Origin of the sequence: Methylorubrum populi (assembly GCA_036946625.1) — a bacterium.
Classification (GTDB): Bacteria; Pseudomonadota; Alphaproteobacteria; order Rhizobiales; family Beijerinckiaceae; genus Methylobacterium; species Methylobacterium populi_C.
Genome location: JAQIIU010000002.1, coordinates 254,981 through 280,224, shown reverse-complemented (window position 1 = coordinate 280,224; position 25,244 = coordinate 254,981). Strand labels below are relative to the sequence as shown.

Annotated in this window: 25 protein-coding genes and 1 pseudogene; 15 read left to right on the top strand and 11 right to left on the bottom strand. The window is 71.2% G+C overall.

The genetic code is table 11. From position 1 onward, the window contains the following. The first annotated feature begins 111 nt into the window (after positions 1-111). The 6 genes from PGN25_02980 to PGN25_02955 all read left to right on the top strand — a co-directional run bounded on the left by PGN25_02980 (position 112) and on the right by PGN25_02955 (position 9,465). Entirely contained in the window at positions 112-2,715 is a 2,604-nt protein-coding gene (locus PGN25_02980; GenBank protein ID MEH3116588.1) for an ATP-binding protein, read from the top strand. A 68-nt stretch (positions 2,716-2,783) separates the two neighbouring features. Next, the gene (gene tsaE / locus PGN25_02975; GenBank protein MEH3116587.1) at positions 2,784-4,481 is read left to right on the top strand and encodes a tRNA (adenosine(37)-N6)-threonylcarbamoyltransferase complex ATPase subunit type 1 TsaE; all 1,698 of its coding nucleotides are present in this window, start codon (positions 2,784-2,786) and stop codon (positions 4,479-4,481) included. Positions 4,482-4,488: 7 nt separating this feature from the next. Beyond that, complete coding sequence (locus PGN25_02970; protein ID MEH3116586.1) at positions 4,489-5,235, top strand: nucleotidyltransferase family protein; 747 nt, start codon at positions 4,489-4,491, stop codon at positions 5,233-5,235. 202 nt (positions 5,236-5,437) lie between these two features. Then, on the top strand, positions 5,438-7,468 hold the full coding sequence (locus PGN25_02965; GenBank protein MEH3116585.1) for an ATP-binding protein: 2,031 nt from the start codon (positions 5,438-5,440) through the stop codon (positions 7,466-7,468). Positions 7,469-7,777: 309 nt separating this feature from the next. After that, on the top strand, positions 7,778-7,981 hold the full coding sequence (locus PGN25_02960; protein ID MEH3116584.1) for a DUF3311 domain-containing protein: 204 nt from the start codon (positions 7,778-7,780) through the stop codon (positions 7,979-7,981). Positions 7,982-7,989: 8 nt separating this feature from the next. Further along, positions 7,990-9,465: a sodium:solute symporter gene (locus tag PGN25_02955; GenBank protein MEH3116583.1), complete on the top strand. Its 1,476-nt coding sequence runs from the start codon at positions 7,990-7,992 to the stop codon at positions 9,463-9,465. Between the two features lie 17 nt (positions 9,466-9,482). Here the strand turns inward: PGN25_02955 and PGN25_02950 are convergent, their stop codons facing one another. The 5 genes from PGN25_02950 to PGN25_02930 all read right to left on the bottom strand — a co-directional run bounded on the left by PGN25_02950 (position 9,483) and on the right by PGN25_02930 (position 12,386). Next, positions 9,483-10,361 carry a metallophosphoesterase gene (locus PGN25_02950; GenBank protein ID MEH3116582.1) on the bottom strand — a complete coding sequence of 293 codons (879 nt, stop codon included), beginning with the start codon at positions 10,359-10,361 and terminating at the stop codon, positions 9,483-9,485. After that, complete coding sequence (locus PGN25_02945) at positions 10,358-10,903, bottom strand: hypothetical protein (protein MEH3116581.1); 546 nt, start codon at positions 10,901-10,903, stop codon at positions 10,358-10,360. Before PGN25_02945 ends, PGN25_02950 begins: the two co-directional genes overlap by 4 nt. Before the next feature lie 79 nt (positions 10,904-10,982). Continuing rightward, positions 10,983-11,489, bottom strand: coding sequence for a DUF3016 domain-containing protein (locus tag PGN25_02940; protein ID MEH3116580.1), 507 nt, complete (start codon positions 11,487-11,489; stop codon positions 10,983-10,985). Continuing rightward, the gene (locus tag PGN25_02935) at positions 11,486-11,701 is read right to left on the bottom strand and encodes a hypothetical protein (GenBank protein MEH3116579.1); all 216 of its coding nucleotides are present in this window, start codon (positions 11,699-11,701) and stop codon (positions 11,486-11,488) included. Before PGN25_02935 ends, PGN25_02940 begins: the two co-directional genes overlap by 4 nt. A gap of 157 nt (positions 11,702-11,858) precedes the next feature. Next, entirely contained in the window at positions 11,859-12,386 is a 528-nt protein-coding gene (locus PGN25_02930) for a helix-hairpin-helix domain-containing protein (protein ID MEH3116578.1), read from the bottom strand. 462 nt (positions 12,387-12,848) lie between these two features. Between PGN25_02930 and PGN25_02925 the strand changes: the two genes are divergently transcribed. Then, positions 12,849-14,042, top strand: coding sequence for a patatin-like phospholipase family protein (locus PGN25_02925; GenBank protein ID MEH3116577.1), 1,194 nt, complete (start codon positions 12,849-12,851; stop codon positions 14,040-14,042). A gap of 156 nt (positions 14,043-14,198) precedes the next feature. On the opposite strand, the gene PGN25_02920 is transcribed toward PGN25_02925, so the two are convergent. The 4 genes from PGN25_02920 to PGN25_02905 form a co-directional block, all read right to left on the bottom strand. Continuing rightward, the gene (locus tag PGN25_02920; GenBank protein ID MEH3116576.1) at positions 14,199-14,327 is read right to left on the bottom strand and encodes a TFIIS helical bundle-like domain containing protein; all 129 of its coding nucleotides are present in this window, start codon (positions 14,325-14,327) and stop codon (positions 14,199-14,201) included. Positions 14,328-14,430: 103 nt separating this feature from the next. Next, positions 14,431-15,588 carry an MFS transporter gene (locus PGN25_02915; protein MEH3116575.1) on the bottom strand — a complete coding sequence of 386 codons (1,158 nt, stop codon included), beginning with the start codon at positions 15,586-15,588 and terminating at the stop codon, positions 14,431-14,433. Between the two features lie 75 nt (positions 15,589-15,663). Further along, complete coding sequence (locus tag PGN25_02910) at positions 15,664-16,662, bottom strand: GNAT family N-acetyltransferase (GenBank protein MEH3116574.1); 999 nt, start codon at positions 16,660-16,662, stop codon at positions 15,664-15,666. Positions 16,663-16,876: 214 nt separating this feature from the next. Beyond that, the gene (locus PGN25_02905) at positions 16,877-17,260 is read right to left on the bottom strand and encodes a DUF2267 domain-containing protein (GenBank protein MEH3116573.1); all 384 of its coding nucleotides are present in this window, start codon (positions 17,258-17,260) and stop codon (positions 16,877-16,879) included. A gap of 149 nt (positions 17,261-17,409) precedes the next feature. Between PGN25_02905 and PGN25_02900 the strand changes: the two genes are divergently transcribed. The 8 genes and pseudogenes from PGN25_02900 to obgE all read left to right on the top strand — a co-directional run bounded on the left by PGN25_02900 (position 17,410) and on the right by obgE (position 23,087). Then, positions 17,410-18,975, top strand: a complete 1,566-nt coding sequence (locus tag PGN25_02900; GenBank protein MEH3116572.1) for a DUF853 family protein — start codon at positions 17,410-17,412, stop codon at positions 18,973-18,975. A gap of 97 nt (positions 18,976-19,072) precedes the next feature. Then, a complete protein-coding gene (locus tag PGN25_02895) occupies positions 19,073-19,354 on the top strand; it encodes a hypothetical protein (protein ID MEH3116571.1) in 282 nt (93 codons plus the stop codon). Then, the gene (locus tag PGN25_02890; protein MEH3116570.1) at positions 19,344-19,778 is read left to right on the top strand and encodes a hypothetical protein; all 435 of its coding nucleotides are present in this window, start codon (positions 19,344-19,346) and stop codon (positions 19,776-19,778) included. Before PGN25_02895 ends, PGN25_02890 begins: the two co-directional genes overlap by 11 nt. Positions 19,779-19,953: 175 nt before the next feature. After that, positions 19,954-20,262: pseudogene (gene rplU, locus PGN25_02885) on the top strand (50S ribosomal protein L21). 127 nt (positions 20,263-20,389) lie between these two features. Beyond that, entirely contained in the window at positions 20,390-20,656 is a 267-nt protein-coding gene (gene rpmA / locus PGN25_02880; GenBank protein MEH3116569.1) for a 50S ribosomal protein L27, read from the top strand. Between the two features lie 188 nt (positions 20,657-20,844). Beyond that, positions 20,845-21,438, top strand: coding sequence for a GNAT family N-acetyltransferase (locus PGN25_02875; protein ID MEH3116568.1), 594 nt, complete (start codon positions 20,845-20,847; stop codon positions 21,436-21,438). After that, complete coding sequence (locus tag PGN25_02870; protein ID MEH3116567.1) at positions 21,435-21,914, top strand: hypothetical protein; 480 nt, start codon at positions 21,435-21,437, stop codon at positions 21,912-21,914. The genes PGN25_02875 and PGN25_02870 overlap by 4 nt, the downstream gene beginning before the upstream one ends. A gap of 141 nt (positions 21,915-22,055) precedes the next feature. After that, positions 22,056-23,087 (top strand): GTPase ObgE, encoded by a 1,032-nt coding sequence (obgE, locus tag PGN25_02865; GenBank protein ID MEH3116566.1) that lies wholly within the window; start codon positions 22,056-22,058, stop codon positions 23,085-23,087. A gap of 280 nt (positions 23,088-23,367) precedes the next feature. On the opposite strand, the gene tuf is transcribed toward obgE, so the two are convergent. Further along, a complete protein-coding gene (gene tuf, locus PGN25_02860; GenBank protein MEH3116565.1) occupies positions 23,368-24,558 on the bottom strand; it encodes an elongation factor Tu in 1,191 nt (396 codons plus the stop codon). Between the two features lie 388 nt (positions 24,559-24,946). Beyond that, positions 24,947-25,222, bottom strand: a complete 276-nt coding sequence (locus tag PGN25_02855; protein ID MEH3116564.1) for an RNA-binding S4 domain-containing protein — start codon at positions 25,220-25,222, stop codon at positions 24,947-24,949. Positions 25,223-25,244: the final 22 nt, after the last annotated feature.

Below are 25,244 nucleotides of genomic sequence, written 5' to 3'. Positions count from 1 at the left end.
ACGCGGCGGTGGGTGTTTGCCCGGTGCATGCCGGGAACCTTCGAGCGGAAACATTCGGGAACGCGAACCTCCGGGGTCCGCGGAACACCAGGTCTGGGTTGGGGGCGGGACATGGGTCTGGAGCGTGCGGCGCGCGTCCTGTCGCGTGTCGGCGTCCTCGTCGTCGCGGCACCGGTCGCGGCAGCGGCCGAGGGCGGTCCGACCATCGAAGCGGGGCCGATGCTGGGACCGATGCACGCGCACAACGTCGCCGGCCTCGCCGTCATCCTCGGCCTGATCCTGTTCGCGACCATCCTGTCGCTGGTCTATCTGCGCGAACGCGTCGGCTGGACCGCCCGGGAGCGGGCGCTTCAGGACGAACTCGCCCATCTCGGCGGCGCGCACGACCGGGCGGAGATGCTGCTCCATTCCGAGCGGCAGGCGCTGGTGATCTGGGCCGGGCGCGGCGAACCGCTCGTGGTCGGCGATGCCGGCTTCGCCCACGATCTTCGTCATCAGGATCTTCGTCATCAGGATCTTCGCGGTTCGGATTTCCACGACCGCGGAGCCGAGGGCGGCGTCCGCCGCCTGCTCGCCTTCGGGAGCTGGCTCGCCCCCCAGGACGCGCACCTGCTCGACGCCGCCGCGGCGACGCTGCGCGAACGCGGCTCCGGCTTCCGGATGAACCTGCGCAGCCTCGCCGGGCGCTACGTCGAGGCGCAGGGTCAGGCGGTGAGCGGGCGGGCGCTGCTGCGCCTGCGCGAGACCACGGAGGAGCGCCGCGAGCTGATCGAGCTGCGCCACAGGCTGGACGAGGCCAAGCGCGGCCTGTCGGCCCTGGCCGGGCTGCTCGACGCGATCCCGCAGCCGGTCTGGCATCGGAGCCCCGACGGGGCGCTGACCTTCGTCAACGCGGCCTACGCCGCCGCCGTCGAGGCCCCGGGCCGCGAGGCCGTTTTGAGCCGCGGGCTCGAACTGCTCGACCGGAGCGCCCGCGACCAGATCGCCCGGCAGGCGGGCCGGCCCGGCCTGACCGCCTCCCCCTCGCGCCTCTCGGCGGTGGTGGCGGGTGCGCGCCGCACCCTCGACGTGACCGAGAACGCCCTGGAGACCGGCCGCGCCGGCATCGCCGTCGACGTCTCGGAACTGGAGAGCGTGCGGGCCGACCTGCAGCGGCAGATGGACGCCAACGTGCGCACCCTCGACCAGTTGCCGACCGCGGTGGCGATGTTCGATGCGCGCCAGCGCCTGATCTTCCACAACGCCGCCTACCAGCGCCTGTGGGATCTCGACCCCGCCTTCCTCGAAGGCCGCCCGCTCGACGGCGAGATCCTCGACCGCCTGCGCGCCGCCCGCAAGCTGCCCGAGCAGGCCGATTTCCGCTCGTGGAAGGCCGATGTCCTGGCAGCCTACCGCGCCGTCGAGGCCACCGACACGCCCTGGTACCTGCCCGACGGGCGCACCCTGCGCGTCGTCGCCGATCCCAATCCGCAGGGCGGCCTGACCTACCTCTACCACGACGTCTCGGAGAGCATGAAGCTCGCCTCGCGCTACGACGCGCTGATGAAGGAGCAGGCCGAGACCCTGGAGGCCCTGAAGGAGCCGGTGGCGGTGTTCGGCGCCGACGGACGCCTGACCGTGGCCAACCGCGCCTTCGCCGCGACCTGGCGCCTCGACCCCGCGACGCTCGCGGGCAAGCCCCACGTCGACGCCGTCATCGCCGCCTGCCGGGCGCTCACGGCGGAGCAGGGCCCCTGGGCCGGCATCCGGCAGGCGATCACCGGCCTCAACGAGACCCGCAGCGGCCACGGCTGCCGCCTCGACATGGCCGACGGCACGGTGCTCGACTGCTCGGCCCAGCCGCTGCCGCTCGGCGCGACGCTGCTGACCTTCATCGACGTCACCGCCAGCGCCAACGTCGAGCGGGCACTGACCGAGAAGAACGACGCCCTGGAGCGCGCCTCGCAACTGCGCGACACCTTCGTCCACCACGTCTCCTACGAGCTGCGCTCGCCGCTCACCAACATCATCGGCTTCACCCAGCTTCTCGGCGACGAGACGGTGGGCGCGCTCAACGAGCGCCAGCGCGAATATTCCGAGCACATCATGCGCTCGTCGGCCGCGCTCCTCGTCATCATCAACGACATCCTCGACCTCGCCTCGATCGATGCCGGCTCGCTCGAACTCCAGCGCGAGACCATCGACGTGCGCGCCACCGTCGAGGCCGCCGCCCGCGGCATCGAGGACCGGCTGGCGGAATCCGACATCGGCCTCGACCTCGACGTGCCGGACGGCATCGGCAGCGTGTTCGCCGACGGCAAGCGGGTGCGCCAGATCCTGTTCAACCTGCTCTCCAACGCGGTCGGCTTCTCCGCCCCGGGCCAGCAGGTGCGCGTCGAGGCGCGTCGCGAGGGGGGCGAGCTGAGGCTGACGGTGATCGACCGCGGCCGCGGCATCCCGCCGGAAGTCATCGACCGGGTGTTCGACCGCTTCGAGAGCAACACGCTGGGCACCAAGCACCGCGGCGTCGGCCTCGGCCTGTCGATCGTGCGCTCCTTCGTCGAACTGCACGGGGGCCGGGTCGAGATCCGCTCGGCGCCGGGAACCGGCACGCACGTCACCTGCCTGTTCCCGGTCGAGCCGTCACCGGGCGACGGCCGTCTCCCGGGCTCCGAGCGAGCCGGGGAGGGCGGACGCGGGCTGCCCGGCTCGGGCGCGAAGGCCGCCGCGGAGTAGGGGCGGGCGCCGATCCGGGATCGGGCGGGGCCTCGGCCGCGGCGCCGGGACTCACGCCGGTGCCGGAAATGGTTAAACATCCCTCGCTAGGATTGCCGAGGCCGGCCCCCCGAGCGGGGCGGCCAGTCGCGAGGTTGCGGAGGATTGGGGCGTTGAGCGACGATCGGGACGGCGAGGCTCAGCCGAAACCGCCGCCGCGGCGCGCGGCCTGGGAGGTGCTGCTGCCCGAGGAGGACGCCACCGAGGACATGGCCGCCTTCCTCGCGGGCTTCCTCAAGCCCGGCGACCTCGTGGCCCTCTCCGGCGGACTCGGCGCGGGCAAGACCACGCTCGCGCGCGCGATGATCCGGGAACTGGCCGGCGATCCCCGCCTCGAAGTGCCGAGCCCGACCTTCACCCTGATGCAGCCCTACGAGACCCGCTCGGGCCGCACGGTGATCCATGCCGACCTCTACCGCCTGCGCGGGCCGGACGAACTGGTGGAACTCGGCTTCGACGAACTCTCCGAGACCGCGATCACCCTGGTCGAGTGGCCCGAGCGCCTGGGCGCGCGCGACAACCCGGTCCTCACCGTCGAGCTGTCGCTCAGGGCGGAGTACGGCGAGGAGGCCCGCCTCGTCCGGATCGACGGCACGGACGAGATGCGCGCGCGCCTGGAGCGAGCCCGCGCCATCCGCGGCCTGCTCGCCCGCAGCGGCTGGGACGAGGCCGAGCGGGTGCCGATGCAGGGCGACGCCTCCTCGCGCGCCTACGAACGCCTGGTGAAGCCCGGCGGCGAGACCGCCGTGCTGATGATCGCCCCGCCGCGCCCCGACGGGCCGCCGGTCAAGGACGGCAAGCCCTACAGCGCCGTGGTCAAGCTCGCCGAGAGCGTCCACGCCTTCGCCGGCATGGACCGGGCGCTGCGGGCGATCGGCTTCTCCGCCCCGAAGATCCTGGGCGAGAACCTCGAGGCCGGCCTGCTGATCCTCGAGGATCTCGGCGCCGAGCCGGTGATCGAGAACGGCGTCCCGCGGCCCGAGCGCTACGCCGAGGCCGTGCGGCTGCTGGCCAAGCTGCACGCCACCGACCTGCCCGAGGCCGTGCCGGTGAGCGAAGGGATCGAGCACGTCATCCCGCCCTACGACCTCGAAGCGCTGCTGTTCGAGGCCGAGCTGATGCCCGAATGGTACGCCCCCGCGATCCGCGGCACGACCCTGCCGCCGCCGGCGCGCAGCGCCTTCCTCGACCTCTGGACCGGGGCCCTGAAGGAACTGCTCGCCGAGGCCGCGACCTGGTGCTTGCGCGACTACCACTCGCCCAACCTGATCTGGCTGCCCGACCGGACCGGGCTGGAGCGGGTCGGCGTGATCGACTTCCAGGACGCGGTGATGGGCCACCCGGCCTACGACGTGGCCTCGCTGCTGCAGGACGCCCGGGTCGATGCCAGCGCGGATTTCGAGCTGCGCCTGCTCGGCCTCTACATCCGCGAGCGCCGCGCCCGCGACATCGGCTTCGACATGCAGGCCTTCGCCCGCGCCTACGCGGTGCTGGCGGCCCAGCGCGCCACCAAGATCCTCGGCATCTTCGCGCGCCTCGACAAGCGCGACGGCAAGCCCGGCTACCTCGCCCACCTGCCGCGGATCGAGGGCTACCTCGCCCGCAACCTCGCCCATCCGGCGCTGGCGGGCCTTCGGGCATGGCACGAGACCCACCTGCCGAGCCTCGTCGTGCAGGGGCCGGATGCCGGCCCCGCCGCGAGCGCTCCTTCCCGAACCGGCCCGTGAACGCGTCATGAGCGACGAGCAGAACTCCAAAGGAATCCGCCGTGCCTTCGTGCTCGCGGCGGGACTGGGCAAGCGCATGCGCCCGATCACCGCGACCGTGCCGAAACCCCTGGTCGAGGTCGCCGGCAAGGCGCTGATCGACCACGCCCTCGACCGGGCGGCGGCGGGCGGCATCGAGACCGCGGTGGTCAACGTCCACTGGCTCGCCGACCTGATGGAGGGCCATCTCGCCCACCGCACGGGCGCGCCGGCCATCGTGGTCTCCGACGAGCGGGACGCGCTCCTGGAGACCGGCGGCGGCGTGAAGAAGGCGCTCGAACGGTTCGAGGGCGAGCCCTTCGTGGTGTTCAACTCCGACTCCTTCTGGCTCGAAGGGCCGCGGCCCAATCTCGGCCGGCTGATCGAGGCGTGGAACCCGCGGGACACGGACATCCTGCTGCTGGTCGCCCCCACCGCCACCAGCCTCGGCTACGAGGGGGCGGGGGACTTCTCCATGGACCCGGACGGCCGCCTGTCGTGGCGGGGCGAGCGCGAGGTCGCGCCCTTCATCTACGCCGGCGTGGCGATCCTGAAGCCGGAGCTGTTCGCCGACACCCCGGAGGGTCCCTTCTCCCTGACCCGGCTGTTCGACCGGGCGATCCGGCGCAACCGCCTCCAGGGCCTGCGCCTCGACGGGCAGTGGCTCCATGTCGGCACGCCGGAGGCGATCCAGGCCGCCGAGGCGCGGGTGCGGGACAGCGCGCGGATCCTCTGAGCGGCGCCCCCGTTGTCGGGGCGCCCCGCGCGCGGGGAAGAGGGGAAGCCCTGCGCTGCCCGACCGGCACAAACGCACGGATCCCGCTCACGCACCCTTAAGCCTCTTTCTCAAGCGGCGCTTCACGCGCGGCTGGCACTGTCGCTCCCCTGACGAGCCGGGCTTCCGGCATCGGCCGGCATTGGGGGACTGTGTGGAACCGATGACCCTTGCGGTGACCGTGCTGGGCCTGGGCATCGCGGCAGCGATGCTGGCGCTGATCCTGGTCCGACTGCGCCGCCGCGAGCCGCTCGCCCACGATTCCGACGTGACGGAGGCGCTGCAGGATCGACTCTGGCAGATCGCCGAGAGCGAGGAGCGCTACCGGGTGCTGGTGGAGGCCACGACCCAGGCGGTGGTGCAGCGGGACGGGCAGGGGCGGATCACCTTCGCCAGCGAGGGCTTCGCCGCGCTGCTCGGGGTCGAGCCGCTGGAGCTGATCGGCTCGACGCTGACGCCGCAGGTGATCGAGCGCGGCGCGGTCGAGCAGCGCCCCGACGGCGTGCGGGTGGTCGAGGAGCGGCTGGTGCCGGTGGACGGGGTGCCGCGCTGGTTCTCGTTCGTCGAGATGCCGGCGGCCGGCGGCGAGGGCGGGCCGAACTGGCTGCGGGCGGGCAAGGACGTGACCGAGCGGGTCGAGGCGGCGCGCTCCCTCGACGAGGCCAAGAGCCGGGCGGAGGCCGCCAACGTCGCCAAGTCCCGCTTCCTCGCCACCGTCAGCCACGAGCTGCGCACGCCCCTGAACGGCATCCTCGGGATGGCCGACCTCCTGCTCGACACGCCCCTCGACCCGGAGCAGCGCACCTATGTCGAAGCCTTCCGCACCAGCGGCAAGGCGCTGCTCGGCCTCGTCGACGGCATCCTCGACTTCTCCCGCATCGAGGCCGGCCGCCTCGATCTCGCCGCCGCGCCCTTCGACGTCGCCGCCCTGGTCGAGGGCGTGGTCGAGCTGCTGGCGCCGCGCGCCCAGGACAAGGGCCTGGAGATCGCCCTCGACGTCGCCGACGACCTGACGGCCCTGCGCCTCGGCGACGCCGACCGGGTGCGGCAGATCCTCGTGAATCTGGCCGGCAACGCCATCAAGTTCACGCAGAACGGCGGCGTCGGGGTGAGCCTCGCCCGGGAGGGCGAGGGGTTCTCGCTCACCGTCGAGGATACCGGCCCGGGCATGGCGGAGGACCGTATCCCGGTGCTGTTCGAGGAGTTCGAGCAGGGCGACGACAGCGCCAGCCACGAGGGCACGGGGTTGGGGCTCGCCATCACCCGCCGCCTCGTCGAGCGGATGAACGGCACGATCGAGGCCCGCTCGGCGCTCGGGCGCGGCTCGACCTTCCGGGTCGTGCTGCCGCTGCCGGTCGCCGAGGGCGCGGACGCTCCGGCGCCGCCACCCGCCCTCGCCCCGCGAAAAATCCTGATCGTGGCGGATTCGGCGTTCCAGGCGCCGTTCCTCGCCCGGCGGCTGGCCCGCTCCGGCGCCGCCGCCGTGGTGGTCGGCAGCGCGGAGGCCGGCCTCGACGCGCTCTCGGGCGTCGCCTTCGACGCGCTGATCGCCGACCGAAGCCTCGGCGACGGCCCCGTCCGGGCCCTCGCGGCGGAGGCCGCCCGCAGCGGCGTGCGCTGCAGCCTGATCCTGCTCTCGCCCTTCGACCGGCGGGAGTTCGGCGCGCCGAACGCGGCGGGCTTCGACAGCTACCTGATCAAGCCGGTGCGCGCCCGCTCCCTGTTCGACCGCCTGCTGGAACCGCGGCCGATCCCGGTTGCCGCGCCCCTGTCCGCCGCGCCGCCGTCGTCACAGGAGAAAACCGCGGTTCCGGCCCGCCGGGTGCTGCTGGCGGAGGACAACCCGATCAACGCGCTGCTCGCCACCAAGGCCCTGGAGCGGCTGGGCGCGCAGGTGAGCCTCGCCCGCGACGGGCTCGAAGCGCTGGTGCTGGCGGCGGGGCAGGGGCCGTTCGACCTCGCGCTGATCGACATCCGCATGCCCGGCCTCGACGGCCTGGAGGTCGCCCGCCGCATCCGCGCCCGCGAGGCCGAGACCGGCGCCGCGCCACTCCACCTCGTGGCGCTCACCGCCAATACCGGCCGCGAGGACGCCGCCGCCGCCTTCGCGGCGGGCTTCGACGGCTTCCTGCCCAAGCCGCTCAACCTGCGCGCGCTTCCGGGACTTCTGGAGCGCCGCGCCGAGGCGGCCTGAACACGGCTTCCGTGATGGCTTTGGTGTCTTATCCGTCATTGCGAGGCGAAGCCGTGGCAATCCAGGGCTCCGCACGATCCGGAGAGGTCGCGCCCTGGATCGCTTCGGCTTCGCCTCGCGATGACGGAGGATGGCAAATCCGAAGCCATCAAGCGGATGCCGTATGGGAGACGGCCTGAACGGAAAAGAGGAATTCATCCCCTCGCCCCGGCGCGGATTCTGCCTCATGCTCCTGCGCCGAACCGACGGGGCGCGCATGACCGGACCGCGAGGACGTTTCCGCAAGCCATCGCCGGGGAGGGCCCGTCGATGAAGCCGCTTCGATGGCTCGCCGCCCTGCCCTTCCTCGGGATGCTGGCCGGGCCGTTCGTCCTCAACCGGGTCGAGCCATGGGTGCTCGGCATGCCGCTGCTGCTGGCGTGGCTCGTCGGCTGCACGATCGCGACCTCGGCGATCATGGGGCTGATCTACCTCACCGATCCCGCCAACCGGGAACCGGAGGAGGGACCATGAGCGGGGGGATGAACGCGGCGCTGCCGGTCATCGCGCTCGCCGTCGTGGCGGCCCTCGGTCTCGGCCTGCGGGCGCGGTCCGGCCACGACATGGACATGGAGCAGTGGAGCGTGGGCAAGCGCGGCTTCGGCACGCTGCTCGTCTTCCTGCTGATGGCGGGCGAGATCTACACCACCTTCACCTTCCTCGGCGGCTCGGGCTGGGCCTACGGCAAGGGCGGGCCGACCTACTACATCCTCTGCTACCTGACGCTGATCTACGTCATCTCCTACTGGATCCTGCCGCCGGCCTGGCGCTTCGCCAAGGAGCGCAACCTGTTCTCGCAGCCCGATTATTTCGCGGCGCGCTACGACAGCCGGAGCCTCGGCATCGTGGTCGCCCTGGTCGGGATCGTGGCGCTCGTGCCCTACATGGTGCTCCAGCTCAAGGGGCTCGGCATCATCGTCGCCACCGCCTCCTACGGAGCGATCCCGCCGACGCCGGCGATCTGGATCGGGGCGGCCACCCTCACCGTCTACGTCATGGTCTCGGGCGTGCGCGGCTCGGCCTGGACCGCCGTGCTCAAGGACGTCATGATCCTGTTCGTCGTGGTGTTCCTGGGCGTCTACCTGCCGTATCACTATTACGGCGGCATCGGTGCGATGTTCGCGGCGATCGACACCGCCAGGCCCGGCTTCCTCGCCCTGCCGGAGCGGGGCCAGAGCGCGACGTGGTTCGCCTCGACCACGCTGCTCACGGCGCTCGGCGGCTGGATGTTCCCGCACATCTTCGCCTCGATCTACACCGCCCGCGACCCGAAGGTCTTTCGGCGCAACGCGGTGTTCCTGCCGCTCTACCAACTGATGCTGCTGTTCGTGTTCTTCGCCGGTTTCGCCGCCGTGCTGCAGGTGCCGGGGCTGACGGGGGCGGATGTCGATCTCGCCCTGTTCCGGATCGTGCTCCAGACCTTCCCGCCGTGGTTCGTCGGGGTGGTCGGCGCCACCGGCGTGCTGACCGCCCTGGTGCCGGGTTCGATGATCCTGATCGCGGGCTCGACCCTGATCGCGCAGAACCTCTGCCGGCCTCTGGCGCGAGGCGCGACCGACGCCTCCACGGGTCGGCTGGCCAAGGCGATCGCGCCGCTGCTGGCGCTCGCCTGCGTCGGCTTCACCCTGTACGGCGGCGAGACCATCGTGCAGTTGCTGCTGATCGGCTACGCGGTCGTCACGCAGCTTTTTCCCGCCTTCTTCTTCAGCCTGTGGCCGAACAACCCGCTCACCCGCGGCGGGGCGATGGCGGGCATCCTGGCCGGCATCGCCGCGGTCGCGGTCACCGTGGTCGGCGGCTACACGCTGGCCAAGCTGTTCCCCGGCCTGCCGGGGCCGGTGCAGGATCTCAACATCGGCGTGGTGGCGCTGGCGCTCAACCTCGCGGTGGCCTTCGCGGTCAGCCTTGCGGGCAAGGGAGCGCGTCGGACGGTCCTGCCCCGATCGTCAAGCGGATAGGGGGAGGGGCCGGACGGTCAGCGCCCCGCCGCCTCGCCTGTCCGCTCCTGCGCCACAGCGGGCACGGAATCATCCGCCCGCGCATCCTCGAAGGCCGCGCCGGTCCAGATCCGCACGGTGACGGCGGCCTGCCCGTCCGCGACGACGATGCGGTTGTAGGCGTTGGGCTCGTTGCCGCGCAGCCGGGTCGAGGTGGCCGAGCCCGCCTGCACCGCGAGCAGCCGCGTGCCGCTCGCCCGCGCCGTGCCCCGGTCGACGGCGACCGCGTCGGGCTCGGCGCCGGTCTCCGGGGCCTCGGCGAAGCGGCTGTAGTGGCGGTGGAGATGGCCGGCGAGCGTCAGGCCGACGCCGTGGCGGCGGAAGGCGTCGAGCGCCTCGTCGGCACGCCCGACCAAGCGCGCCTCCGCGTCCCAGGGCGGCGGCATGAAGGGATGGTGGCCGACCACGATCCGGAAGACGTGGGGCGGCAGTGCCGCCAGCCGCTCCTCGGTGCGGGCGATCTGCGCCCGGGTGATCTTTCCTTGAGACCAGTCCGTCTCCGGCGCCCAGGTCCGCACCGTGTTGAGGCAGACCACGCCGATCTCGTCGTCGAGGAAGGTCGGCTCGGTGTCCTGCGCGATGAAGCGCCGGTAGCGGCGGAACGGATGGAAGAAGCGGGTGAACAGCTTGAAATAGGCGATGTCGTGATTGCCCGGCACCGCGATCCAGGGCGCGGCGAGCCGGTCGAGGAAGGCACGGGCCTGGGCGTATTCCTTGCGCCGCGCCCGCATGGTGAAGTCGCCCGACGCCACGATCAGGTCGGGCGGCTCGCGGTTCAGTTCGGCGGCCAGCCCCTCGACCACGGCCGGATCGGTGCGGCCGAAATGCAGGTCGGAGATGTGGGCGAGCCGTCTCACCGGACCGCCTCCGGCACGATCACGGCGAGCGCGCGGGGCATCATACCAAGCGGCATGGACGCCGACCGATGGTCGTATCCCTTGCGTCCGGCGGACGCCCGCCGCCGCACCTTCGCGCGGGCGACCGGCGATGAGGCGGGATCATCGCCGGTCGGTATCGGGCGGCAGCGCAGGGGCGGGGCGATCAAGCGGATCTCTCCATCGTTCATCACCCGCAGCGCCCGCCGCCGCGCCGAGACGGCGAAGCGGCGCTCCAGGCCCGGCAGATCGCGCCATCGGCCCAACCCGAACCCGAGCGCCAGCCGGGCGAGGCGCCACGGGGCAGCCGGCGGGCGATGTAGAGCGTCAACCCGCCGCCATCGACCCGGGTCCGCTCCAGAACCTTTCCCAAACCCTCCGCGCAGTCGTTGTCGACGACCGCGAGCAGGTTCATGGTGCCGAAGGGCAGGATGCCGAGCGCCGCGCCGCTCCCGGATCGCGGCCGGGGTCAGCCCGTCCGCGAAGCGGCCCGACGCGGCGTTGGCGACGAGGACGATCCGCATCTTTTTCGGATTCCGCGTGGTCCGGCTTGTGGCCACGAGGACATGACGGAGGCGGGCATCGCGCGCGTGACGGGACCGGTCAGCCCCGTGGCGGCCGGCGCTGCACGATGCGCGCCTGGAACCAGTCCCGCAGCACCTCGCGCTCGTAGAACAGCGGCTCCCCCGAGGAGAGGCGATTGGCGCGCAGCAGGACGTTGATGTCGGTGACGGTCTCCTCCGCCGCCAGCACCGTGCGGCCGCGCTCCTTCAGGGCGTAGCGCAGGCGCAGGCGCGGCGGCGTGATGTCGGTCACCACCCGCAGGCCCTGCGCCGCGCCGAAATTCGGCCGGTCGAGCCCGGCGAGGTCGATGTCGAGCACCGCGACGTCGAGGGTCTGGCCCGGCGCGAGGTAGCGGGCGCCCAGGGTCTCGAACAGGCGGCGCATCTCGCCCAGAACGACCCGGAGCGGCAGGCCCGAGCCGAAGCGATTCTCGGCATCGGTATAGCGCTCGGGCGCGACGAAGCTAACCCGCACCTGCGCCGCCGCGGGCGAGGCGGCCAGGAGCGCCAGCAAGAGCGCGAGCAGGGCGAGCGCCGCCCGCCTCATTGCTGCGAGCGCTTGATGATCGCCTGCAGGGCGCGGGCGACCGGCTCGGTGATGGTGCGCCGGTACTTGCGGTGGACGAGCTGGCCGTTGTGGTAGATGTCCTGCTCGACGTAGAGCCGCTCACCGTCCCAGCGGACGATGTTGTCGGATTCCGTCGTCTCCTCGACACCCAGATCCCGGCGGAGGATCGGTGCGCCGGATGTCGTCTGCATGGATCGGCCTCGGCCTCGCGTTACGGAAAACGTCCGCCCTGTTTAGGGCTTGCGCGCGCGCTATGCCAGGGTCCGGCGCAGGATGGGGCAACCGGAAAGCGCGCCGCCGGTTTCGCTTCGCGCCGAGTGTCTCCGGGCAGTCGGCTGGGGCGCGGCCTCACGGCACGATCACCTGATCCTTGATGCGCTGGTATGTGGCGCGGTTGAGGACGCGCTTCGACAGGAGCTGCTCGACCGAGGCGTAGGGTCGGTGCTGGACGATCGTCCGGCCGATGGCGCCGCCGCCCTTGAGCCCGTTCAGCTCGGCCAGCGAGGCGGTGTTGAGATCGATCAGCGCGACCGCGGCGGGCGGGGCGTTCTCCTCCGCCTCGGCGACCGGGTCCGGCGCGGGCCGGGTGGGCGGGGAGGGCGCCGGCGGCGCGATCCGTGCCGGAGCCGGCACGGGAGGAGGGTCGGCGGGGACCGGAGCCGCGGGAGCGGGCGCAGGGGGCTCGGGCCGGGCCGGCTCGGACGGCCGAACGACCCGGACCGGATTGGGCGGCGGCACGGCCGGTGCCGCCGGCGCGTCGGAAACGGCCGGGCTCGGCGCCGGGCCGCGCAGCCAGACGTGCTGGACGATCCCGGCGATGCCCGCCGCCGCCACGATCACCAGAAGAACCCGCAGGATCGCCGGTCCGCTCAGCATGGGCGCCTTTCCCCTGATCCCGGCCGCTGCCCCCACGTCGGCACCCGCGCGCATCCCGGCCCGCCTTGCGGCGGCAGGGGTAAACCTCGAAGGGAACTCCGGTTTCCCGGTCACATCCTAGGGCGCCGCGCCGTCCCGAACACATGACAAATCCGAGAGATCGGACGGGCGTCCGGCCTGTCTGTCGCCCCGACGACGCGCTCGGCTTCCGGTTTTGCATCGTCTTTTTTCCGAAAGCCGGCAACCGCCGTTCGGGACGATGCTCCAGGGTTTTCCAAGAGCGCTGCCAAGAGCGCTGCCAAGAGCGCCGCGCCGCGCCGGCCCGTCGAAGCGGAGCCCAAGCACGGTGTGACCGGGCGGCACCACGGACCGTTCGAGCGGGCGCGACGTGCGGGAACGCAATACGGCCAAGCTCGTTTGGTGTAAGCTTGAGCACGCGTCCGGGCTTTTCGGGTCATGTCGATGTCAAAGGGTTTCCGCTGGTCGCGCCTGCTCCTCGCCGCGGCGCTGGCGGGGCAGGCGGCGGCCTGCTCCTCGCTTCCGCGCACGAGCTACACCGAGGCCGAGGCCGATGCGGCCACGGTGCCGGGCATGGTCGGGGTGCGGGCCTATGCCGATGCCAGCGCCGCCGATTTCGTGGCGATGGCCGCGGGCCCGCAGAAGAAGCGCCAGGCCTTCGGCTATCTCGCGCTCTCGGGCGGCGGCGGCGACGGCGCCTACGGCGCGGGCGTGCTCAACGGCTGGACGGCCTCGGGCAAGCGGCCCGAATTCACCATCGTCTCCGGCGTCTCGACGGGGGCGCTGATCGCGCCCTTCGCCTTCCTCGGGCCGGCCTACGACGGCTACCTCACCGACATCTACACCAGCGGCATCGCCGAAACCCTGGTGCAGAGCCCGAGTCTCGCCAACGTGCTGTTCGGCTCCGGCCTGTTCGGCGACGGTCGGCTGCGCAATCTGATCGCCCGCTACGTCACGCCGGACCTGCTCCAGGCCATCGCCGAGGAGCACGCCAAGGGCCGCCGCCTCCTCGTGGTGACGACCAACCTCGACACCCAGCGCGCGGTGATCTGGAACATGGGCGCCATCGCCGCCAGCGGCGCGCCGAACGCGGTGGCCCTGTTCACCGACGTGCTGACCGCATCGGCCAGCATCCCGGCGGTGTTCCCGCCCCAGCTCCTCGACGTGCAGGCGGAGGGGCGCGCCTTCCAGGAGATGCATGTCGACGGCTCGGTGGTGACGCCGGTCTTCACCCTGCCGCAATCCTTCCTGGTGCGCGACGGGCGCTTCCGCAACGCCGGCAAGGCCGACATCTACGTCGTCATCAACGGGCGGCTGGAGCCCGAATTCGAGGTGACGAAGAACGACACGCTCTCGATCGTGGAGAAGTCGTTCACCACCGCGAGCCGCGCCCGCTCGCGCGCGTCGCTGGTGGCCACCGACGCCTTCGCCCACCGCAACGGGGTCGGCTTCAACCTGACCTACATCGACGAGAGCGCCCCGCAGACCACGGCGGCCCGCGGCTTCGACACCGGCTACATGCGCAGTCTCTACCAGTTCGGTTACGAGACCGCCCGGAGCGGCCGGTTCTGGCAGCCGAGCGTGCCGGCCGAACCCCTGGTCAAGCGCGTGGTGCAGGAGGCGGTGGCGGGGCGCTGAGCGCCCCTTCGCCCCCCGCTTGGAGCGCGAAGCGCAGCGGCTCGGAGGAGAGGCACATCGCGCCCGCGCGACGCCCGATCTCGCTGGCCGCGGAGCGGAAGGCCGCCTCGCGGCTGCGGACCCAGGTTGACGCGATCGGTTTTTCGGATGCGGCGGCTACTTGCGCAGGATCTTGGTGACGAGGCGGCCGATCGGGCTGCTCGATCCGGCGTTGCGGTCGTCGCGGGCGACCGCGCGGTCGTCAGTGCCGAGGATCTTGGTGACGATGCGTCCGATGAGGCTCATGGGGCCAGCTCCTTCGGGTCGTGGGAGAGGGGAACGGTGCAGCTTCGATATCGATAACGGACGGCCCCGCGGTCCCGTTCCGTTCGCCCGCGCGGCCGATCCGTCAGCCGGCCCGCGTCCGGGCGAGGCTGCGCAGCACCGGCACCGCATAGGCGGCGAACAGGACCGCGAGGGCCACGGCGAAGCCCTGCGGCGGGTGCAGGTCCATGCCGCCGCCGATCACGGGCGGCCCGAGCATCAGCCCGGCATTGTAGAGCATCACGAAGGCGGCGTTGGCGCCCGCCAGATCCGGCCCCCGCAGGGTCGCGCCGAGATGGGCGAGCCCGACCGTGTAGAGCGTGCCGACGATGCCGCCCCAGGCGAAGAGCAGGGCGGCCAGCAGCGGCAGCGAGCCGGAGGCGGCGGGGATCAGGGCCGCACCGAGCGCACCGGCGAGGCTGCCGCCGAGCAGGACGAGGCGCCGGTCCACCCGGTCGGCGAGCAGGCCGACGGGGATCTGGAACACCACGTTGCCGAGCGCCACGGCGCTGACCAAGGCGGCGGCGACCTGTGCGTCGAGGCCGATGCGCAAGCCGTAGAGCGGCAGGATGGCGAAGGCGCCCGCCTCCACCGCTCCGTAGAGGGCGGCGGCCAGCACCGCCAGCGGCGCGAGGCGCAGATAGGCGACGATCCCGGCGCCCCGATCTTGCCCGAGGGAGGGCGAGAGGTTGCGGGCGAGAACGAGGGGCGTGAGCCCGAGGAAGAACAGGGCGGAGCCGGCCAGATACGGCGCGAGGCCCTGCGTGCCGATCAGCGTCAGCAGCGTCGGCCCGACGGCGAAGCCGATCGCCAGCACCGTGGCGTAGACGCCCATCACCAGCCCGCGCCGGCCGGGCGGGGCCGCATCGTTGATCCAGAACTCGGACAGGACGAACAGCACGCCCATCGTCGTCGAGAAGACGAAGCGTAAGGGGAACCACAGGACGAGGTGGGGAAACAGCCTGAAGGCGGTGAGGCACAGGCCGCCGAGCACGATCGCCAGGATCAGCAGGCGCACCACGCCGACGCGGGCGGCGAGCCGCGGCACGAACGGCACCGTGAGAATCGCCGCGAACCCGGCCAGCGCCGTGTTGAGGCCGATGACGACGCTCGACGCCCCCATCCGCTCCATCTCCAGCGACAGCAGCGGGATCGACAGGCCGAGCCCCGTGCCGACCACCGCCACGCAGGTGATCGCGGCGGCCATCGCGGACAGACGGTCGCGGGTGGAGACGGTGGACATGGCCTTCGTGCGGCGTGGGAGGGTCGAGGGGGCCTGCCTGAGCAGGCTTCGCCCTTCCCCCGCAACCCGCCCGGGTCAGGCGGCGTGCCGATCCGCACCCGCGCCGAAATGGCCGATGTAGCGGGCCGCGATGCCTGAGACCGGCAGCACCACGAGCACGTCGGTGGTCCCGAACTGGCGGTCCACCACCGCCCCGTCGCCGAAGGTCGCGCCGACCCTCAGATAGCCCTTCACCAGCGGCGGCAGCGCCATCAGCGCCGCCTTCGGATCGACGGCTTCCTTGGACAGCCGGTCCATCGCCACGTAGCGCTCCGGCAGGGCGCGGGCGCGCCACGCCTCGGGGGCGCGGGCATGGTGGTGGAGGAAGCTCAGAGGCAGGGCCAGACGGTCCGGATCGGTGCCTTCCAGGCTGGCGCAGCCGAGCATCGCGTCGATGCGGTGATGCAGGACGTAGGTCCAGATGCCGTGCCAAAGGAGCTCGACCGTGCGCTTGGTGCGGTAGGGCTTGAGCACGCAGGAGCGGCCGAGTTCGAGGAAGCGCTTGCCGGGATGGCGCTCCAGCAGCGGTGCGAGGTCGTACTCGCCGGCCGAGTAGAAGCCGAAATGCGATTCCGCCCGGTCCTGGCGCAGCAGCCGGTAGGTGCCGACCACCTTCGGCCGGGCCTTGCGGAACGGTTTGGCTTCCGTCGCGGCGTGGTCGATCACCAGGAGGTGGTCGCAGACCGTGTCGTAGGCGTCGATGTCCCGGCGCTTGAGCGCGGCGAGGCCGGAGGGCACCGCCGACATCTCCTCGTAGAACACGCCGAAGCGCAGGCGCTGGGCCCGGCGGATCTCCGACCTGGTGGTGGCGAGGCGCACTTCGAGCGAGCCGATCCGGCCGAGGCTGGGATCGAGCCCCGGCTCCGGCAGCACCCGCTTCGCCCGGGATTTCAGGAGGATCGGCGCGCCGCCGGCCAGGGCGAGGTCGCCGCCCTCGAAGGTCTGGCGGAAGCGTGCGAAGGGGGCCTGGACCTTGGTCTCCCAGCCGGCCTTCCACGCCGCCGTGGCCTCGCGCGGGGAAAAATTCGGCAGCATGGTCGACACGATCCCGTCGCGGCGGAGGCCGCGCGATGCGTCCTCTTGCGCGGCGACAACATCACGAAGGCCGCACGCTTTTATGACGGAAATCTTCCTGCTTTGACAGAGACTTGCGCGAAGCCGTGGCCAGGCTCCGCGCAAAGCTCCCCTGCTAGCCGGCGAATGAAAACCGGCTAACGATCGCAACGGCTTATCCGATGATCCTGCCGTCTCAGACGAACTGGTTCAGGCCGGGAATCGAGCCGACGATCGGGCCCATCACGTCCTCGCCGGCGGTCTCGCGGCCGTAGGCGAAGAGTTCCTGGCCGAGCGGCTGCATCTGGTTCATCGGCACGCCGGCCGAGATCAGCTTCTGACCGAGCGCCATCACGCCGCCGCCCATCATGCCGCCGAGCATGCCCGTCAGCCCGCCGCCTTCCCCGGCATCAGCCTCGGCGATCGCCGCCTCGGAGCCCGGAAGCGCGGCCAGCAACTGGCTCACCTCGGTCGCCGGCCCCTCCTTCTGCAGGAAGGCCAGGATGTGACCGATCGCGGTCTTGGCGGTCGCCGCGTCGAGGCCCGTGCGGTTGGTGACGCGGGTAATCAGCTCGTCCATGAAATGCTTCCTCTCTGGCAGGTTTTTCGTCTGTCCGACGCGGCGGCGGCGAAATCAAGGGCCGCCGCCGCCCGAGGCGCTGGATCGGGCGCACGGGGCGCCATACCCTGTCAGCCACAACGGTCACGGTTCGAGCGAGGAACGGCGGGATGGCGGCGAACGGGGAAACGATTCTGGTCGGCCGGAGCACGGGGCCGCAGCCGAAGCCCGAGGTGCTGGCGCTGCGGCTCGCCAACCGCCACGGCCTCGTGGCGGGCGCCACCGGCACCGGCAAGACCGTGACGCTGCAGGTGCTGGCGGAAGGGTTTTCCAACGCGGGCGTTCCGGTCTTCGCCGCCGACATCAAGGGCGATCTTTCCGGGTTGGCCGCCGCGGGCGAGGCGAAGCCGCATTTCGTCAAGCGGGCGGAAGAACTCGGAATCGCGTACGAGCCCGACCGCTTCCCCACGATGTTCTGGGACCTGTTCGGCGAGCAGGGCCACCCGATCCGCTGCACGGTGACCGAGATGGGCCCGCTGCTGCTCGCCCGTCTCCTCGATCTCAACGACACGCAGGAGGGCGTGCTCAACATCGCCTTCCGCGTGGCCGACGAGAACCAGTGGCCGCTGATCGACCTCAAGGACCTGCGCGCGCTCCTGACCTTCCTGTCGGAGAACGCCAAGGCGCTGTCGGCCACCTACGGCAACGTCTCGGCCGCCTCGATCGGCGCGATCCAGCGCGCGCTCCTCGTGCTGGAGAACCAGGGCGCGGACGCGTTTCTCGGCGAGCCGGCGCTCGACCTCCACGATTTCATGCGCACCGACCGGGAGGGCAGGGGTTACGTCAACATCCTGGCCGCTGACCGGCTGATGCAGCGGCCGCGCCTCTACGCCTCGTTCCTGCTCTGGATGCTCTCCGAGCTGTTCGAGCAGCTCCCCGAAGTGGGCGACCTCGACAAGCCGAAGCTCGTGTTCTTCTTCGACGAGGCGCACCTGCTGTTCGACGACGCGCCCAAGGCCCTCCTCGACGCGGTGGAGCAGGTGGTGCGCCTGATCCGCTCGAAGGGCGTCGGGGTCTACTTCGTGACGCAGAACCCGCTGGACGTGCCGGAGACCGTGCTCGGCCAGCTCGGCAACCGGGTGCAGCACGCCCTGCGCGCCTTCACCCCGCGTGACCAGCGCGCCGTACGCGCCGCCGCCGAGACGTTTCGCCGGAACCCCGGCTTCGACGTCGCATCGGCGATCACCGAACTCGCCGTCGGCGAGGCGCTGGTGAGTTTTCTGGAGGCCAAGGGCACGCCCTCCGTGGTCGAGCGGGCGCTGATCGCCCCGCCGCAGGGGCGGGTCGGGCCGCTGACGCCGGCGGAGCGCGCCGAACTCATCGCCAAAAGCCCGTTGCGCGGAAAATACGACGAGGCGGTCGACAACGAGAGCGCCTACGAGATGCTGGCCAAGCGCAAGCATCTGGATGCGGCCCCGGCGGAGGCGGCGGGCCGGAGCGAGGGCGAGCTCCCGGGCATGCTGGGCGGCTGGCTCGGCGGCATTTTTGGAGGCGGCGAAGAGGCGGCGCCCAAGGGCAACGGCAAGGGCAACGGCAAGGGCCGCACCCGCCGCCCGCCGCCGAGCCTCGCCGAGCAGGTCATCGGCAACGCCGCCCGCTCGATGGCGCGCAAGGTCGGCACGGAGGTGGGCGACGCGATCCTGCGCAACGTGCTCGGCGGGCTGACGAAGCGGTAGGATTTTGTCGTGAACCCTTCCAATCCATACGCGTGAAGCGTATCTGCGGACGATCGAAAGCGTCGAAATCGAGATCTCGTCCGTCGATCGTGACGTCATGCTCATTGCCGTCTCGACCCCGGTCGGCAGCTTCGAACGGATCGGGGACGTCGGCATCCGCGCCGGGATCCTCGTGGTCGAGAACGCGCACATCCAGGGACTGCGGCCCGGCGCCCTCGGCCGGCACGGGCTCAACACGGTCGCCCGGAAGATGATGGTGGAAGCCGATGTCCAAGGGCTTGTCGTTGAAGGAGGCACTCGCACGACGGGGCGCACACGCGGTCGCCGACAGCGCCCCTTCCGGTTCCCCCATCCGTCTTCGCCTGAAGATGACCGGTGAGATTGACCGGCCCATCGATCTGGCACGCCTGTTGAACGCGCACGGCCTGTCGCTGAAGCGGTCGCATGCCATCCTGAATCGGATTGCGGATGGTGAAGCCGTCGCAATCCGCCTTCGGAGTGAAACGCCGGAAGAGTTGGTCGTCCGGTTCCACTCGCTCGGTGTCGAAGCGAAGCCGTTGATGGTGCCCGATGTCGATACGAAGGCGATCCGCAGCCGCCTCAACCTGTCCCAGGCTGACTTCGCCGTCCGCTTCGGCTTCGAACTCGATACGGTCCAGAACTGGGATCAGGGACGACATGTGCCCGATCCGGCGACGCGGGTGCTGCTGGCGGTGATCGACCGCGATCCGGCTCTGGTCGATGCCGTCATGACCGAGGCCCGACCGTCCCCGGCCGGCCGGCAGCGCGGCCACGCGGATTGACACAACGGCCGTCACCGACTATCCGGCCGGCACCGCGCGGCTTCCTCGACGAAGTCCGCGCGTTTCGCGTTCGCGCAGCTCACGGCCAAGCCCGACCCCGCGCGGATGACCTGAACAAGAAGACGGCCCAGGCGCCGATGGCGCCGGAGGCCGGCAGAGAACACGAGAGACAACGATGTTCGCAGTCATCAAGACCGGCGGCAAGCAGTACCGCGTCGCCGCCAACGACGTCATCACCGTGGCCACCCTCGAGGGCGAGGCCGGCGCCTCCGTCACCTTCGGCGACGTGCTGCTGTTCGGTGACGGCGAGTCCACCCAGGTCGGCGCCCCGCTGCTGTCGGGCATCGGCGTCACCGGCGAGATCGTCCAGCACGGCCGCACGCGGAAGGTCATCGCCTTCAAGAAGCGCCGCCGCCAGAACTCGCGCCGCCGCCGGGGTCACCGCCAGGACTTCACGGTCGTGCGCATCACCGAGATCAGCGCCGGCGGCAAGTCCTCGAAGGCCGAGCCGCGCAAGGCCCGGAAGGCCGCCGAGTCCGCCCCGGCCGCCGCCGAGTAAGGCTGGCCGCAAGCCTCGAACGCAGATCTGAAAAGAATTCCGGAGCAATCCCATGGCACACAAAAAAGCAGGCGGCTCGTCCCGCAACGGCCGCGACTCCGCCGGCCGGCGCCTCGGCGTCAAGAAGTTCGGCTCCGAAGCCGTCATTCCGGGCAACATCATCGTGCGCCAGCGCGGCACGAAGTGGCACCCCGGCACCAATGTCGGCATGGGCAAGGACCACACCCTGTTCGCCCTGATCGAGGGCAAGGTGCAGTTCGAGACCCGGCGCGGCCGCGCGTTCGTAACCGTGGTCCCGCTGGCCCAGGCCGCGGAGTAACGGCGGACGGCTTGTCGCTGACGACGAAGCGAGCGTCCCGCCGGTGTCCTGCACCGAACCGGCGGACGGTCGCGCAAGGCTCCTCCAGGGAAGCCCGGCGGATCGGAACACGGGGGAGGATGGGGCACCATCCTCCCCCTTCGTCGTCCCGGACGGCGCCCGCGGCGCCGACATTCTGAGCGGACGCCATGTTCCCCGACCTCACCCGCGACGACGTCTTCCGCATCGAGACCCGGCGGCTCTGGCTGCGCTGGCCCACGGCCCGCGACGCCGAAGCCGTGTCGCGGCTCGCGGGCGATCCGGCGGTGGCGGAGTGGATGGCGCGCATTCCGACGCCGCTGCCCCTGCATCGGGCGGAGGAATTCGTCCTCCGTTCCCGGGCCCTCAACACCGCCGGGGAGGCCCTGGTGATGGCACTCTGCCGCCGGGCGAGCCCCGGTCATCTGATCGGCATCGTCTCGGTCGAGAACCGCTCGGCCGGCCCCACCCTCGGCTACTGGCTCGGGCAGCCGTACTGGGGCGCCGGGCTGATGACGGAGGCAACGTCAGCGCTGATCGACGCCTATTTCGCCTATGCGGGCGGCCAGGCCCTGGCCTCGTCCGCGATGGCCGGGAACGAGGGCTCGCGGCGCGTGCTGGAGAAGAGCGGGTTCCACCTGACCGGGGAGGCACCCCGCTTCTTCGAGGCGCGGGGGCGTGAGGTTCCCTGCCACCTCTTCCGCCTCGACCGGTCGGGATGGCTCGACCAACGCGGGAGCGCATCGGAGGCACGCTCGACATGAGGACACGCCTGCTCGCCGGCCTCGGCGCGAGTCTGACAGCGGTGGCGCTGGGTGCTTTGATCGTCGCGATCACCCGCGAGGTGTCGCCCGCGCCGATCGAACCCGTGGCGGCGCCCGCGCCCAAACCTTCGGGAGAAACCCGCCTCTACTGCGAGTTCTACAATTTCGCGGGCCGCACGCCGAAGGTCGGGTTCTACTTCGCCGGGCCTCCGGGGGGCGGAACCGAATACGGCCAGTTGTTCCAGCGGGAGGCGGACGGATCGCAGACCCTGTTCGACGAGCGGCCGACCTGGACCTACGACCGGACCGGCGAAGCGCCGACCCTGCGCTCGCCGGACGGAGCGATCCAGATCAACCTCTACGGCGACGGCGGCGCCAACGGGCGCCGGCCGGACAGTGGCGGTTGGTTCGAGGCGGGTCTGCGCAGCATCAAATACCTCAACCTCGACGGCCAGTGCCGTCGCACGGAGAGTTAAGAGAGGTGCAGGCAGCCCGACCGGTGGTCGGACTGCCTGCGTCCGGCGGACGACCGCCGCCGCGCGGGCGATGGGCGATGATCGGGATCATCGCCCATCGCGGTGACCGCCCAACCGTGTCCCGAACCTGAGAGAAGCACCGTGAAATTCCTCGACGAAGCCAAGGTCTACGTCCGCTCCGGCGACGGCGGTCCCGGCTGCGTCTCGTTCCGGCGGGAGAAGTTCATCGAGTTCGGCGGGCCCAACGGCGGCGACGGCGGCCGGGGCGGCGATGTCTGGATCGAGTGCGTGCAGGGCCTCAACACCCTGATCGACTACCGCTACCGCCAGCACTTCAAGGCGCGCAAGGGCGAGCATGGCATGGGCTCGAACTGCCACGGCGCCAAGGGCGACGACGCGGTGCTCGCCGTGCCCGCCGGCACGCAGGTCTTCGCCGAGGACGGCGAGACGATGATCGCCGACATGACCGAGGTCGGCCAGCGGGTGCGGCTCGCCAAGGGCGGCAACGGCGGCTTCGGCAACGCCTACTTCACCACCTCGACCAACCGCGCCCCGCGCCACGCCAATCCCGGCCAGGCGGGCCAGGAGATGTGGCTGTGGCTGCGCCTCAAGCTCATCGCCGATGCCGGCCTCGTCGGGCTGCCCAACGCCGGCAAGTCGACCTTCCTGGCGACCGTCACCGCCGCCAAGCCGAAGATCGCCGACTATCCCTTCACCACATTGCATCCGGGCCTCGGCGTGGTGCGCTCGGACGCCCGCGAGTTCGTGCTCGCCGACATTCCCGGCCTGATCGAGGGCGCGCACGAGGGCGTCGGCCTCGGCGACAAGTTCCTCGCCCATGTCGAGCGCTGCCGGGTGCTGCTCCACCTCGTGGAGGGCACCAGCGAGCACGCCGGCAAGGCCTACAAGCTGGTGCGGCGCGAACTCGAAGCCTATGGCGAGGATCTCGCGGCCAAGCCGGAGGTCGTGGCTTTGTCCAAGGCCGACGCGCTCGATCCCGAGACCCTCAAGCAGCAGCTCGCCCGGCTGAAGCGGGCGGCCGGCGGCAAGCCGCTCGTGCTCTCGGCGGCCTCGGGCCAGGGCGTGCAGGAGGCATTGCGCGCGATCCAGGCCCAGCTCGACGGGCAGGAGGCCTCGGACGAGGCGGCGCCGGCCGAGCCCTGGCACCCCTGAGCCGCTTCGGCCGGAGCGTCGTCACGCCTCTTGCCACACGCCGTCATCGCGAGCGGAGCGATCCAGGGGCGCGACATCTCCGGACAGGGCGCGGACTGGATTGCTTCGCCTCGCGATGACGGAGGAGGGACCGGAGCGATGAAGCGGATGCCGTATCGACCGGCATCGCCCCGAGCCCAACCAAACGAACGAACGAAAAAGGGCCGGCGAAAACGCCGGCCCTTTTTCATATCGCGACGGGAAGGCGCACGCGCGAAGCCGTGCGCCCAATCCCAAGAAATCAGTCGTTGATGGCTGCGACGACGCCGGCGCCGACGGTGCGGCCGCCCTCGCGGATGGCGAAGCGCAGCTTCTCCTCCATGGCCACCGGCACGATCAGCACCACGTCCATCGTCACGTTGTCGCCCGGCATCACCATCTCGGTGCCCTCCGGCAGCGTGCACACCCCGGTCACGTCCGTCGTGCGGAAGTAGAACTGCGGGCGGTAGTTGGTGAAGAACGGCGTGTGGCGTCCGCCCTCCTCCTTCGTCAGGATGTAGGCCTCGGCCTTGAACTTCGCGTGCGGCTTCACCGAACCCGGCTTGCACACCACCTGGCCGCGCTCCACGTCCTCGCGCTTGGTGCCGCGCAGAAGCACGCCGACGTTGTCGCCCGCCTGGCCCTGGTCGAGCAGCTTGCGGAACATCTCGACGCCGGTCACCGTCGTCTTCGTCGTCGGGCGGATGCCGACGATCTCGACTTCCTCGCCCACCTTGACGATGCCGCGCTCGACCCGGCCCGTCACCACCGTCCCGCGCCCCGAGATCGAGAACACGTCCTCGATCGGCATCAGGAACGGCATGTCGATCGGACGCTCCGGCTGCGGGATGTAGGCGTCCACCGTCGCCATCAGCGCCAGGACCGCCTCGCGGCCGATCTTCGGCTCCTTGTCCTCGAGCGCCATCAGGGCCGAGCCCTTGGTGATCGGGATGTCGTCGCCGGGGAAGTCGTACTTCGAGAGCAGTTCGCGCACCTCCAGCTCGACCAGCTCCAGAAGCTCCTCGTCGTCGACCATGTCGACCTTGTTGAGGAACACCACCAGCGCCGGCACGCCGACCTGACGCGCCAGCAGGATGTGCTCGCGCGTCTGCGGCATCGGGCCGTCGGCCGCCGACACCACAAGGATCGCGCCGTCCATCTGCGCGGCGCCGGTGATCATGTTCTTCACGTAGTCCGCGTGGCCAGGGCAGTCGACGTGCGCGTAGTGACGGTTCGTCGTCTCGTACTCGACGTGCGCCGTCGAGATCGTGATGCCGCGCGCCTTCTCCTCCGGCGCCTTGTCGATCTGGTCGTAGGCCGTGAACGTCGCCCCGCCCGACTCCGCCAGAACCTTCGTGATCGCCGCCGTCAGCGACGTCTTCCCGTGATCCACGTGTCCGATCGTGCCGATGTTGCAGTGCGGCTTCGAACGGGTGAACTTTTCCTTGGCCATCGTGCAATCCTACCGCGGGACCGGCCGTGAGCCGGGCGTAAGAGTGCCTCGCAAAACTCCCGGGTCTCGGGAGCCCTCTCTCTGGGCGCGACGGCGCAGCGGGAGTTTTGTGAGAGACACTAAAGGCGCGGTCCGCTTAGAGGCTTGCGCGGCGATGATCAAGCGGCAGGTTTGCCGGGAAGGAAGATTGCTCCGTGCGGCGGAGGTTCGACGTCAGGTGCAGCGCGCCTCCGGCCACCGTCGCGGTGCCGGATGGCTTCGGCTGAAGCCTCGCGATGACGGTGCGGGAAACCCTCTCCGTCATTGCGAGCGGAGCGAAGCAATCCAGTGCCGCCACGCCGTCTGATCACGCTCCGCGCGGGCCGACGCACGCCTCGAAACCAGCGCCTCAGGACGAAGCCTCGCCGACCGGTTCGTAGAGCCGCTGCGCCTCCGGGGCGCCGCCGCGGCGCTCGCCGAGATCGAGCACCCGCACCAGCATCGTGCCGTGCGGCGCGGCGACGGTGAGCACGTCGCCGCAATGGACCGCCTTGGCCGGCGCGTCGGCGCGGGTGCCGTTGACGCGGACATGGCCGTCGGTGACGAGCCGGGCCGCCATCGCGCGGGTCCGCGCGAAGCGCGCGAACCACAGCCACTTGTCGAGGCGCTGGCGCCCCGCGCTCATTCCGGTCCCGGAGGACGCGCCC